Annotated in this window: 11 protein-coding genes; 6 read left to right on the top strand and 5 right to left on the bottom strand. The window is 61.1% G+C overall.

Translation table 11 applies throughout. The features are described from left to right. Positions 1–18 precede the first annotated feature (18 nt). Complete coding sequence (locus ACR0FC_RS14300; protein WP_170341895.1) at positions 19–1,764, bottom strand: thiamine pyrophosphate-dependent enzyme; 1,746 nt, start codon at positions 1,762–1,764, stop codon at positions 19–21. 224 nt (positions 1,765–1,988) lie between these two features. Here ACR0FC_RS14300 and ACR0FC_RS14295 point away from each other — a divergent pair, with 224 nt between their 5' ends. Both ACR0FC_RS14295 and ACR0FC_RS14290 read left to right on the top strand, forming a co-directional pair. Further along, positions 1,989–2,360, top strand: a complete 372-nt coding sequence (locus ACR0FC_RS14295; RefSeq protein ID WP_254429382.1) for a fluoride efflux transporter FluC — start codon at positions 1,989–1,991, stop codon at positions 2,358–2,360. Further along, entirely contained in the window at positions 2,357–2,719 is a 363-nt protein-coding gene (locus ACR0FC_RS14290) for a fluoride efflux transporter FluC (protein WP_170341893.1), read from the top strand. Before ACR0FC_RS14295 ends, ACR0FC_RS14290 begins: the two co-directional genes overlap by 4 nt. 7 nt (positions 2,720–2,726) lie before the next feature. Here the strand turns inward: ACR0FC_RS14290 and ACR0FC_RS14285 are convergent, their stop codons facing one another. From ACR0FC_RS14285 to ACR0FC_RS14270, 4 genes are read right to left on the bottom strand one after another with little or no spacing between them, the layout of a single operon-like run. Then, positions 2,727–3,053 carry a cytochrome o ubiquinol oxidase subunit IV gene (locus ACR0FC_RS14285; RefSeq protein WP_244952445.1) on the bottom strand — a complete coding sequence of 109 codons (327 nt, stop codon included), beginning with the start codon at positions 3,051–3,053 and terminating at the stop codon, positions 2,727–2,729. After that, positions 3,046–3,678, bottom strand: a complete 633-nt coding sequence (locus ACR0FC_RS14280; protein WP_170341891.1) for a cytochrome c oxidase subunit 3 — start codon at positions 3,676–3,678, stop codon at positions 3,046–3,048. The genes ACR0FC_RS14285 and ACR0FC_RS14280 overlap by 8 nt, the downstream gene beginning before the upstream one ends. Continuing rightward, entirely contained in the window at positions 3,675–5,765 is a 2,091-nt protein-coding gene (locus ACR0FC_RS14275) for a cbb3-type cytochrome c oxidase subunit I (RefSeq protein WP_170341889.1), read from the bottom strand. The genes ACR0FC_RS14280 and ACR0FC_RS14275 overlap by 4 nt, the downstream gene beginning before the upstream one ends. Beyond that, positions 5,762–6,724 (bottom strand): cytochrome ubiquinol oxidase subunit II, encoded by a 963-nt coding sequence (locus ACR0FC_RS14270; protein ID WP_367646362.1) that lies wholly within the window; start codon positions 6,722–6,724, stop codon positions 5,762–5,764. Before ACR0FC_RS14270 ends, ACR0FC_RS14275 begins: the two co-directional genes overlap by 4 nt. Before the next feature lie 139 nt (positions 6,725–6,863). Here ACR0FC_RS14270 and ACR0FC_RS14265 point away from each other — a divergent pair, with 139 nt between their 5' ends. The 4 genes from ACR0FC_RS14265 (at position 6,864) to ACR0FC_RS14250 (ending at position 12,080) form a co-directional block, all read left to right on the top strand. Then, a complete protein-coding gene (locus ACR0FC_RS14265) occupies positions 6,864–8,099 on the top strand; it encodes a lytic murein transglycosylase (RefSeq protein WP_170341887.1) in 1,236 nt (411 codons plus the stop codon). 418 nt (positions 8,100–8,517) lie between these two features. Beyond that, the gene (locus tag ACR0FC_RS14260; RefSeq protein WP_093963729.1) at positions 8,518–10,146 is read left to right on the top strand and encodes a peptide ABC transporter substrate-binding protein; all 1,629 of its coding nucleotides are present in this window, start codon (positions 8,518–8,520) and stop codon (positions 10,144–10,146) included. A gap of 68 nt (positions 10,147–10,214) precedes the next feature. After that, entirely contained in the window at positions 10,215–11,138 is a 924-nt protein-coding gene (gene oppB, locus ACR0FC_RS14255) for an oligopeptide ABC transporter permease OppB (RefSeq protein WP_093963128.1), read from the top strand. 12 nt (positions 11,139–11,150) lie between these two features. After that, positions 11,151–12,080, top strand: coding sequence for an ABC transporter permease subunit (locus tag ACR0FC_RS14250; RefSeq protein WP_170341885.1), 930 nt, complete (start codon positions 11,151–11,153; stop codon positions 12,078–12,080).

Raw genomic sequence — 12,080 nt, 5'->3', positions numbered from 1 at the left:
CTCCCTTGGGCCAATCGGTCAGAGGTCGGCCTTGAGTTCCTTGACCCAGTTGTCCCACTGCGCGTGTTCACCCTTGGCCAGCAGGATGCCTTCTTTCAGTTTCGACATGCCGAAGCCCCAGGCCATCTTGGTATCGATATGCGGAGGCATGACCAACTCGCCGGGCGTGACCATGGCTTCGATGATGAATGGCTTTCGGCTGGCTTTGGCCCGCGCGACGGCCTCGGGGATGTCAGCCGCATGTTCCACACGGACACCATCCCCACCGCACACCCTCGCGTATTCCGCAAAGTCCGGGTTCACCAGGTCAGTAGCAGCGGGATTCAGCGGATAGCCCGCCACCTCCATCTCCATCTTCACGAAGCCGAGCGTCTGGTTGTTGAAGACCAGCACCTTGATGGGCCACTCGTAGCGCCCGGCAGTCACGAAATCCTGCATGGACATGCCAAAGCCGCCGTCCCCGCAAAAGGCCCAAACCTCGCGCTGCGGATCCAGTGCGGCGGCTCCCAACGCCGAAGGCAACCCGGACCCCAGTGACGAATGGTTGAACGACCCCACCATGCGCCGTCCGCCTTTCATCCGGGTATGACGCGCCACCCAGACCGTGCATTCGCCGATGTCCATTGCAAATATCGCGTCATCGGCAGCCTGGTCGGAGACCTGCCGCGCGAACAGCTGCGGGTGGAGTGGCTCGGTGTCGCGCTCGAGGCTGGAGTCGCGGTCTTGCTGCGCAAGCCATTTCGTACACAGCTTGACCTGGTGATCGGCAAACGACCTGTCATCCTTCGCTGCCAACTTAGGCAAAAGCAGATCCAGCGTCGCGCCCACATCCCCCAGCAATCCCGATGCGATGGGCGCGCGGCGTCCCAGATGTTCTACGTTGCGATCGATCTGGATGATTTTTGCTTTTTCCGGCAGGAACCACTCGTATGGGAAGTCCGTTCCCAGCATCACCAGAACATCGCAGTCGCGCACTGCATGATACCCGCCGGGATTGCCGATCAACCCAGTCATCCCGACCACGTTGGGATCATCATAGTCAAAGATGTCCTTGCCCTTGAGGGAATGCGTGATCGGCGCATTTAGCCGCTGGGACAGAGCCAGAACCTTCTCCCTGGCTTCTCGACATCCCACGCCGGCGAAAAGGGCGACTTTCTTGTCCGCGTTGATGATCTCGGCCGCACGGTCGATTTCGGATTCGGGCGGAATCAGCGTTGATGGCGTTTTCAGGATCGGGTGCAGTTGGTGCAAGCTGGGCACCTGCTGTTCGGATACGTCGATGGGCAGTTCGATCCGCACGACCTCGCGGTTGATCAAGGCGCGTTGCACGGCGATCTGAGCCAGTCGCGGCATCTGGTCCGGCGAATTGATTACGGCCTGATAGCCGCAGACATCCTCGAACACTTTCTCAAGATTGACTTCCTGGTGGTACCCGGTCCCGCGTTCCCGATGGGCGACCTGACCTGTGATCGCCACGACCCCTGCACCCTCGCGCCGGGCATTGTACAGCCCATTGATCAGGTGAAGCGCTCCGGGACCGACAGTTCCGGCACAAATCCCGATCCCGCCGGTCAGATGCGCCTGGGCATAGGCTGCATAGGCTGCGTTTTCCTCGTGCCTGACTCCAATCCATTCGAACCGGCCATCCCCGCGCATGGCTTCGAGCAGGGGGTTGAGCGCATCGCCCGTCACGCCAAAGATCTGGCGCCCTCCGGCATCCGAGAGAATATCCAGCAATACCTTGCATACGGAATTCGACGTCATGACCTGCCCTCTGGTTCCGACCCCATCGGGCCTGTCCCGATAGATCGTGGGCAGGTTGCCCTTTGATTGCAAGCCTTTGTACGGCCACCCCAAGCATCGGGCGGATTTGCGGTGGCTTAGTTGCGGCGGTTGAACCCGGGCGGCACAGCCGCTATCCAAATCCAAACCCCACAGGCGGAGAAGCGTCCTTGGCCAAAACTCAGGCGGCAGTTTCGGGGAAGCCCATGATGTACGCCGCCGTCTTTGTCGGCGGGGCGGCTGGGTCGATCCTGCGCGAACTGTTTGCGCTGGAAATCCCGGGGATGCCGTTGCTGACATCGACCTTCGGCATCAATGTCGTGGCCTGTTTCATTCTGGGATGGCTCTACGCCATACGGGGCCGGGTGCATGCCCATGTTCTGCACCTCGGGGCCGTTGGTTTCTGCGGCGGATTGTCGACGTTTTCGTCCTTTGCCGCCGAACTGGAACGGATCGCCGAAACCGACGGCTGGTCGGTCATCTTGCCGTTGGCGGCCGAAGTCATCTGCGGTTTGGGCGCGGCCATTCTGGGCGAGGCAATTGGACGCCGCCGCCACTCAGGAGGGCGGGCCGAATGACCGATCTGTATCTGCATGCGGTGTTTGGGCTGGGCGGCGGACTGGGAGCAGTCCTTCGCCACTGGGTCGCGCGGGCCATCACCCACGACCTGCCGGTCTCAACACTGGTCGTGAACGTATTGGGCAGCCTGTTGTTGGGGCTTTGGATCGGGTACCTGGGCGGGCCCGTGGAGATGGCCGAAGAAGAAAAGCGCCTGGTTTTCGGCTTTTGCGGAGGGTTCACGACATTCTCCAGCTTTGCCTACCAGTCTCTTGAACTGCAGCGCGAGCGGACGATTGTCCTTGCGGGTGGAAACATGCTGCTCAGCCTCGGACTGTGCTGGCTGGCCCTGTGGCTGGGACTGTGGGTGATGGGCTAGCCGGACGCTACATGCCCGGCATGTGCATCCGCATGGCCAGATTGCCCAGGATCCAGACCGTTCCAAGAATGATGATCAGCAGAACCAGCGTCGAGAACAGGACCAAATCCAGATCTTCGCGGCTGCTGCGGCGACGGTCGATATGCAGGAAATAGACCAGTTGAACGATTAGCTGCGCCAAACCCAACAGCCCAATTGCAAGGTAGACACCCTTGGTCTCGATGCCGAACCAGTAGGCGATCGCAAACACGGTGAGTGTCAGCAACAGCGAGCCGCCATAGCCGATCACATACCGGCGCCGCTCGCGCCTGTGCATCTCGGACCGTTTATCCATAGGTCAGCCCTCCGAAATACACGATGGTGATGATGCCGATCCAGATCAGATCAAGGAAGTGCCAGAACAGTGCCAGCCGCACCACGCGCGAAATCACGAGGTCGGTCATCCCCATGACCCGCAGTTGAATGCCCAGAACGACCAGCCACACACAGCCCGCCGCCACATGCAGCCCGTGCAGAGGCACCAACCCGTAGAAGGCGGACAGGAAACCGCTGCGCTGCGGGATGCCACCCTTTTCCGCCATCGACATGAAATCGCGGATTTCGAGGACCAGAAAACTCAGCCCAAGCAGCAGCGTAACCCCGAACCACAGGACGATCCGACCGCGCGGCAGGTTGTATTTCAGCGCCAGCATGGCAAGTCCAACAGTCAGGCTGCTGGTCAGCAGGATCAGGGTCTGGGCAAAGATGCTGTAGAGATCGAACAAGTCGTGCGGGCCAGGACCACCGGCCTGCGCGTCGATCATGGTGATGTAGACGCCGAACATCAGCCCGAAATAGACCAGGTCGCTCATCAGAAAGACCCAGAAACCGAAGGTCACCACTTCGGTCGCCTTGTGGGCGCTGGCATGACGCCGCCCAAGGTTCAGACCTGGGTAACTGTGGGTTGGTGCAGGCTTCATGTCGCTGCCTCCAGATCCGGTCGGGCAAGCCCGGTGTTTTCTGGCGCACTTTCGTGATCCCGGTTCACAGGGGTCGCGTTGCGAACCAAGTCCAGCCAGGCCTCGTGCTGCCTGCGCACGTCTTCAGCTGAAACCACTTCTTCGGTATCGGTCTGAAAGGTCCACAGGATGAATGACAGGATCATCATCACGGTCATCAGCGCCGCCAGCCACCAGATCCACCAGACCAGCGCAAACATCCACGCACCGCTGAGCACGCAGAGCACGAAACCGATACCGGTGTTGCGTGGCATAGTGATGTCCTCGTACCGGTCGGGGTGCGGGTAGGCCTCGCCACGCTCTTTCGCGGCGGCAAAATCGTCGCGGTCCGTGACATGCGGGATGATCGCGAAATTGTAAGGCGGCGGCGGGGCCGGGATCGACCATTCCAGCGTGCGGGCGTCCCAAGGGTCGCCAACCGATACGCGGCTCTGTTCGCGGTTGCGGATGCTGACCCACAGCTGCACGACGACCGACAGCAAGGCCGCCAGAATGACCAGCGCGCCGATGACGGCCGTGATCATGTAGGGGTGAAAGCTCGGGTCCTCCCAACTGTAGGAGCGGCGCGGCATACCCATCAGGCCCACGAAATACAGCGGCAGGAAGGTCAGCATGAAGCCCACCGTCCACAGCACGACCGATATCCGCCCCCAAGCCTCGTCCAGGCGGAAGCCGAACGCCTTGGGAAACCAGTAGTTGTAGCCCGCAAGCAATCCGAACAGGACACCTGGCAGCAACACGTTGTGGAAATGCGCGACCAGGAACAGCGTATTGTGCACCTGATAGTCAACGGTTGGGTTGGCCAGGATCACCCCGCTGAGCCCCCCGATCACGAATAACATCAGAAAGGCCAGCCCGTACAGCATCGGCACCGAGAACCGGATGCGGCCGCGATACAGGGTGGCCATCCAGTCATAGACCTTGACGCCGGTGGGTATGGCGATCAGCATCGTGGCGATGCCGAACACCGCATTGATCAGGGCGCTTTGGCCCATGGTGAAGAAATGGTGCAGCCAGACGGTGAACGACAGTACCGCGATCGACATGGTCGCGATCACCAGCGAGTTGTAGCCATAGAGCCGCTTGGCCGAGAAAGTCGCGAAGACTTCGGAATAGATGCCATAGGCCGGCAGAACCAGAAGATAGACCTCGGGGTGGCCGAACAGCCAGAACAGGTTGGCATAGTTCATCATGTTGCCGCCCAGGTCATTGGTGAAGAAATGGAAATCAAGATACCGGTCGGCGGCCAGCAACAGTGCCGCCACCCCCAGGGGCGGCATGGCGAACACGATCAGGATCGAGCTGCAGATGATCGTCCAGCAATACATCGGCAACCGCATGAATTTCATCCCCGGCGCGCGCAGCTTGTAGATCGTGACGGCAAAGTTGATCCCCGTCAGGGTGGTGCCAATGCCCGACACCACGATCGCCCAGATCCAATAGTCCGGCCCCACGCCTGGATTGAAGGCCGCGCCGGTATAGGGCGGATAGGCCGTCCAGCCGCCGGTGGAAAACTCGCCCACCACCAGGCTGACCATCAGCATCATCCCCGCCGAAACCGTCAGACCGAGGCTGATCTGGTTCATCACCGGAAAGGCCACGTCGCGCGCGCCGATCATCAGCGGGACAAGGAAATTCGCCAGTCCGAACACGAAAGGCACCGCAACGAAGAAGATCATGATCGTGCCGTGGGTGCTGAACAGCTCGGCAAAGTGTTCGGCCTCGAGGAACCCCTCGCCCGGCCCGGCCGCCTGTTGGGCACGCATCACGACGCCTTCCAGAACGCCGCGCGCCAGCATGACGATGGCAAAGACGATATACATGATGCCGATCTTCTTGTGATCCGCGCTGGTCAGCCAGTCACGCCACAGCGGCCCCCACAGGCGAAACCAGGTGAGCAGCCCCAGAACCGCGACCACACCGACGATCACGACGCCCGCCGCGGCATTGGCCACGATTTCATTCGTATTGGGATCCTGGATCAGCCCGGCGATGGGGAAGGCATCCCAGTTCAGACGGCCGAAGAAACCGGACTCGGCAGATGTCATTGCTTGTCCTCCTGCCCGTATTGAGCGGTTCCCGGTTGCTGATCCTGTGGCAGAGGTTGCCCGTTGTGATACCGACCCAGAATGCTGTGGAACAGGTCGCCGTCATCCAGACGGAAATACAGCGCATTGTCCGGCATCTGCGCGGTGCCAAGCGCGTTCTGAACTTCGTCCCGGTCCGTCCGCATGGCCAACGTCCGGTAGGTTGAAGGGTCCAGAACGATACCGTTCTGCCGAACACGGTCGACCCATGAGTCGAAATCCGGCGGCGGCATCGCGACCGTCTGGAACTTCTGCTTGGTGAAGCCGCGCCCGTTGTACTGGGTGTTTTCGCCCTGCATTTGTCCGGGGGCATCAGCCACGAGATGCAATTGGGTCGTCATTCCCGGCATCGCATAGATCTGCCCGGCCAGGGCTGGAACCATGAACGACTGCATCACCGTGTCCGTCGTCAGTGTCAGGGCGACCTGTTGTTTTGTCGGTACCCCGAACTCACCCACCGTCGCGATGCCCAGGTCGGGGTAGATGAACAGCCATTTCCAATCCAGCCCCACCACCTGCACGCGCAGGGCCGGTTCATCGCCGAACGGGGCCGCGTAAGGGTCCAGCCGATGGGTTGCTTTCCAAAGATAAAAGGACAGCAGCGCCACGATCACCACCGGCACACCCCACATCGCGGTTTCCAGCATGGGCGAGAAATCCCATTTGGGCCGATAGGCAGCCGGGCTTTGCGCGCCGCGCCGATAGCGTAGAGCGATCAAGGGGACCAAAACCAAAACCGGAATGACCGCGATCAGGATCAACGCGGTTGCGCGCACCAGGTGTTTTTTTTGGACCGCCGCAATAGGACCTTGAGGATCCATGAAACTGTCGCTGGCCAGAGCCGATTGCGCCGTGCCCAACCACAATACGACCACGATCAGCGCTGTCAGTACCGCAGGTATAGTCCTGTTTCCACTCACGCCGGATCGCCCTCATCAAACCTCAGGTTGGTGCAACTATCGGCAGAGTCAGCAAATTTCACAAGGTTTTTCCCCGGCGGCCAGGAACCACGTCACCGTCGAGTTGACTTGACCAGTGGCTCGGGTCAGTCATTGTGTCATGCGTTTACTGCTTTTTCTGATTGGACTGATCGCGTTTTCCGGCGCAGCGATCGCGCAGGACCGAGCTGTGGTCGAGCGGCAGTTTCAGAACTGGTTGCAGCAACAGGTGTGGCCGTTGGCCCGGGCACAGGGTGTATCGCGCCGCACGTTTGACAGCGCAACCGACGGGGTTCGCCTGAATTGGGAGCTGCCTGATCTTGTTCCGCCGGGCTCTCCTACACAGGCACCCAAAAAGCAAAGGCAAGCCGAGTTCGGGTCCCCCGGCTGGTATTTCAACGCAAATTCGGTTCAGGGTGCCGCCACCGGCGGTCGGGGTATGGCCAAGCGTCATGCGGAAACGCTGCGCCGGGTCGAGGAACAGACCGGCGTTCCCGCCCGGATCATCCTTGCGGTCTGGGGCCGAGAAAGCGGCTATGGGCAGGTTCCGATCCGGCATGACGCGATCCAGGTGCTGGCCACCAAAGGTTTCATGAGCACGCGCGCGGATTATTTTACCGGCGAACTGATCGCCGCGCTGCAGATCGTCGAGGGCGGTCACGTGAATGGCCGCGCGATGAAAAGCAGTTGGGCCGGCGCGTTGGGCCAGCCGCAATTCATGCCGACCAGCTTTTTGAACCACGCGGCCGACGGCAATGCAGACGGCCGGGCCGACATTTGGGGGTCCGCAGACGACACGATTGCATCGATCGGAAACTACCTCGCGCGGCACGGTTGGGTCCGCGGCCGCGATTGGGGCTTCGAGGTGACTGTACCGGCGTCTGTGTCCTGCGCGCTTGAGGGTCCCGACCAGGGCCGGGCGATCCGCGACTGGGTTGCCATGGGCATCTCACGCGTCTCGGGCCGCCCCTTCCCCGAACACGAGCTGCGCGGCGAGGGCTACCTGATGATGCCGGCTGGCCGGAACGGTCCGGCTTTTGTCGTAACGCCCAATTTCTACGTTCTCAAAGACTACAACATGAGCGATCTCTACGCCTTGTTCGTAGGCCATGTGGGCGATCGCATTCAGTATGGCGTGGGCGATTTCAAAGGGCGCTGGGGCAAGGTGGGCGGTCTGTACCGATCGGATATCGCGACCATGCAGCAGGCGTTGATCGCGATGGGGCACGACGTGGGTGGTGCCGACGGGCTTCCGGGATACAAAACCCGCCGGTCGATCGGCCGCTGGCAGGAAGAAACAGGCCAGCGCGCCACCTGTTTCCCAGAGGCCGACATGAAATCGCGGTTGCGTCCCTGACCGCTGGCGATTCGCCTGATTGGGCGAAAGCGGGCGGCGAAATTCTGCCGAAACAGACCGCGCCACAGACTGCAATCCTAGCGGCCTGGGCACGAAAATATCGCAACGATACACGCCATCGTTACAAAATTTCAGCGACCACGCGTCACGAAGTTTCTTTCTACCTTTAGGCGATCCGGACTCATGGGAAGGCTTTAACCCTGCCCAAAATAGTGGCACGGTCTCGGCCAGCGAGAGGAAGCTCTTGCATCCACTTCACCGACTGCAATCCAGAAAGCTGCGACGCAGTGTTCCTTGCGAATTGGCACAACCCAAAATCGAAAAGAACCGGGTCCCAGCGGATGTCGGGCAACCAGGGCCGCCGGACGCCATCCCATATGGATGCGCAGACCGCCGCCACAATAATTGGGAGAAGATCATGAACACCATCCTTCGAAACTCGGTGGCGGGCCTGCTGTGCTCGACCTTCATCACCGGTGCCGCGCTGGCCGCGGGCACCCATCCAGTCACCGGCGAGCCGCTGGCCGACGACCAGACCTTCGTCTACCGCGTACTGGATGAGCACAGCTCGGTCGACCCGCAAGTGGTCGAGGACGTGTCGGGCGCCGAGATTGTCCGCGACCTGTTCGAAGGTCTGATGAACCAGGACGAAGACGGCAACCTGGTTCCGGGCGTGGCCACCGGCTATACCACCAACGAGACCAAGGACGTTTACACCTTCACCCTGCGCGACAACGCCAAGTGGTCGAACGGCGATCCGGTCACCGCACATGACTTCGTTTTTGCCTGGAAGCGTGCCGTCGATCCGGCCCTGTCCTCGCCCTATGCCTGGTTCATGGAGCTGATGTCGATCGAGAACGCCGCCGAGATCATCGCAGGCGACAAGCCGGTCGACGACCTGGGCGTCAAGGCGATCGACGACCACACGCTGGAAGTGAAACTGAGCGCGCCGCTGCCCTATTTCCCGCAGATGACCACGCACTCGACCACCTTCCCGGCCCCGCAGAAGGTCATCGAGCAGTTCGGCGATGAATGGACCAAGCCCGGCAACATCGTCTCGAACGGCGCCTATGTCCTGACCGAGCACCTGCCCAACGAACGCTCGGTGCGCGAGCGCAACCCGATGTACTGGGACAACGACAACACCATCATCGACAAGGTCGTGGCCCTGGTCATCAACGATGAGAATGTGGCCCTGACCCGTTATCTGGCCGGTGAGCTGGACCGCACCGAGGTTCCCGCAGGCCAGTTCCCGCGCCTGAAGAAGGAATACCCGAACGAGGCGATCAGCTTCCCGCGCCTGTGCAACTACTACTACACGTTCAACCTGTCCGACGGCGGCCCCGAGGCCTTCAAAGACCCGAACGTGCGTCAGGCCCTGTCGCTGGCGGTTGACCGCAAGATCATCACCGAGAACATTCTGGCCGGCGGTCAGCCCGAAGCCTACACCTTCGTGCCCGAAGCAACCGCTGGGTTCACCCCGCCGGTCGTCGAAATGGCGTCGATGACCCAGGCCGAGCGCGACGAGCTGGCCAAGGAACTGCTGGCCGAGGCCGGATACGGTCCCGACAACCCGCTGAGCTTCGCGATGGTCTACAACACCTCGGAGGCGCACAAGAAGGTCGCCGTGGCTCTCAGCCAGATGTGGAAGCAGAAGCTGGGCGCACAGGTGGAACTGGCCAACATGGAATGGAAGATCTTCCTGGAAGAGCGCGGCAACCAGAACTTCGAGCTGGCCCGCGGCGCATGGTGCGGCGATTACAACGAAGCCTCGACCTTCCTGGATCTGCTGCAGTCGGATTCCGGCTATAACGACGGTAAGTACAACAATGCCAAGGTCGACGAGCTGCTGGCCCAGGCCAAAACCTCGGACGATCCGGCCCCGTTGTACACCGAGGTTGAGCGGATCATCGCACAGGAAACCCCTGTGATCCCGATCTACCACTATGCCGGTGTCTACATGATGGACAGCGACGTGGGGAACTGGCCGGTGAACAACGTCGAGCAGAACTGGTACTCGAAGAACCTCTACAAGATCGCCGAGTAATCATCATCCTTTGATCGCGCCCTGCCCCGGACATGCTCTGGGGCAGGGCCAATAATTGGGGGCATGAAATGCTTGCCTATGTCATCCGGCGACTGCTGATCGCCGTTCCGACGATCCTGTTGCTGATCGTCGCCAGTTTCTTTCTGATGCACTTCGCGCCCGGCGGGCCCTTCACCTCGGAGCGGCCGTTGCCGCCGCAGGTTCTGGCCAATATCGAGGCGCGCTACGGGCTGGATCAGCCGCTGTGGAAACAGCTGTGGGATTACCTGTACAACATCGTCGTGCATTTCGATTTCGGCCCATCCTTCAAGTTCAAGGACCGCGACGTGAACGACATCATCGCGCAGGGCTTTCCGATTTCGCTGACCTACGGAATGCTGTCCTTCCTCGTGGCCACGCTGGTGGGTGTCAGCTTGGGCATCGCCGCTGCGATCCGCCACAACAGCTGGATCGACTATTTCGCCGTGGGTCTGGGCATCGCCGCCCAGGCGCTGCCGAACTTCATCATGGGCCCGATCCTGATTTTGACCTTCACCCTGTGGCTGGGCTGGCTGCCGGGCGGCGGCTGGAACGGGGGTCAGTGGCAATACCTGATCATGCCCGTCATCGCGCTTGCGACATCGTACATGGGCTCGATCGCGCGGATCACCCGGTCGTCGATGCTCGAGGTTCTGAATTCGAACTTCATCCGCACCGCGCGGGCCAAGGGCCTGCCGACCCGCACCGTGATCTGGCGTCACGCGCTGAAACCCACGCTGCTGCCGGTAGTGTCCTATCTGGGCCCGGTCTTCGTCTATGTGCTGACCGGTTCGGTCTTCGTTGACATCTATTTCTCGACCGGCGGGCTGGGGCAGGCCTATGTGGGTTCGGCCCTGTCACGCGACTATGCGGTGTTGCTGGGGGTCACGATCCTCTATGGCGTTCTGACCGTTCTGGTGAACCTGCTGACCGACCTGGCCTATGCCTGGTTCGATCCGAAAATCCGTTACTGAGGGGTCTGGCAAATGCTTGGAAAATCTCAGAAAGCCGCCCATCTGGCCGAAGACATCACCGATTACACGGTCATTCAGGGCCGGTCGCTGTGGCAGGACGCGCGGATGCGTTTTGTCCGCAACAAGGCCGCCATGGCCAGCGTGTTCATCCTGGGCTTGATCGTGCTGTTCACGATCATCGGGCCTTACTTCGCCGTCTGGAACAACGAGGAAATCGACTGGAACGTCATGGGCGACGTGGCTGGCATGGGCATGCCATCCATCGAGACAGGGCACTATTTCGGCGTCGACGATCTGGGGCGCGACCTGTACAGCCGGGTCATCCAGGCCACCACCACCTCGTTGCTGGTGGGCCTGATCGGGGCGGCCACCGCGCTGATCGTCGGCACCTGCTACGGCATCGCCGCCGGCTACATCGGCGGGCGCGTCGATGGCGTGATGATGCGCTTCGTCGACATCCTGCTGGCCATTCCGGCCACGCTGGTCATCATCCTGCTGCTGGTCGTGGCGGGGCGGTCGTTCTTCATGCTGTTCATCGCGCTGGGTGCGGTGGGCTGGCTGACAATGGCGCGGATCGTGCGCGGCCAGACCCTGACCCTGAAGAACCGCGAGTTCATCGAGGCCGCCCGTGCCGCCGGTGTCAGCGAGTTCACCATCATGTACCGCCACATCCTGCCCAACCTGCTGGGCGTTGTGATCGTCTATGCTTCGCTGCTGGTGCCCGAGATGATCCTGACGGAGAGCTTCATCTCGTTCCTGGGGCTGGGGATTTCCGAGCCCTATACCTCGTTGGGTCGTCTGATCGCCGAGGGCGCCGGAACCATGGGTTACGGCACGTTGTGGCAACTGATGTACCCCCTGGCATTTTATGTCACCATCATCATCACGATGTTCTTCATCGGCGATGGCCTGCGTGACGCATTGGATCCGAAGGACCGCTGA

The sequence above is a fragment of the Ruegeria sp. BB9 genome (assembly GCF_056539345.1).
The sequence above is the reverse complement of the archived record's forward strand: the minus strand, read 5'-3'. Positions and strand labels throughout refer to the sequence as shown.

Coding starts and splice junctions, on each gene's coding strand:
- ACR0FC_RS14300 (WP_170341895.1), bottom strand. CDS start 1,764: ATGACGTCGAATTCCGTATGCAAGGTATTGCTGGATATTCTCTCGGAT.
- ACR0FC_RS14295 (WP_254429382.1), top strand. CDS start 1,989: ATGATGTACGCCGCCGTCTTTGTCGGCGGGGCGGCTGGGTCGATCCTG.
- ACR0FC_RS14290 (WP_170341893.1), top strand. CDS start 2,357: ATGACCGATCTGTATCTGCATGCGGTGTTTGGGCTGGGCGGCGGACTG.
- ACR0FC_RS14285 (WP_244952445.1), bottom strand. CDS start 3,053: ATGGATAAACGGTCCGAGATGCACAGGCGCGAGCGGCGCCGGTATGTG.
- ACR0FC_RS14280 (WP_170341891.1), bottom strand. CDS start 3,678: ATGAAGCCTGCACCAACCCACAGTTACCCAGGTCTGAACCTTGGGCGG.
- ACR0FC_RS14275 (WP_170341889.1), bottom strand. CDS start 5,765: ATGACATCTGCCGAGTCCGGTTTCTTCGGCCGTCTGAACTGGGATGCC.
- ACR0FC_RS14265 (WP_170341887.1), top strand. CDS start 6,864: ATGCGTTTACTGCTTTTTCTGATTGGACTGATCGCGTTTTCCGGCGCA.
- ACR0FC_RS14260 (WP_093963729.1), top strand. CDS start 8,518: ATGAACACCATCCTTCGAAACTCGGTGGCGGGCCTGCTGTGCTCGACC.
- oppB (WP_093963128.1), top strand. CDS start 10,215: ATGCTTGCCTATGTCATCCGGCGACTGCTGATCGCCGTTCCGACGATC.
- ACR0FC_RS14250 (WP_170341885.1), top strand. CDS start 11,151: ATGCTTGGAAAATCTCAGAAAGCCGCCCATCTGGCCGAAGACATCACC.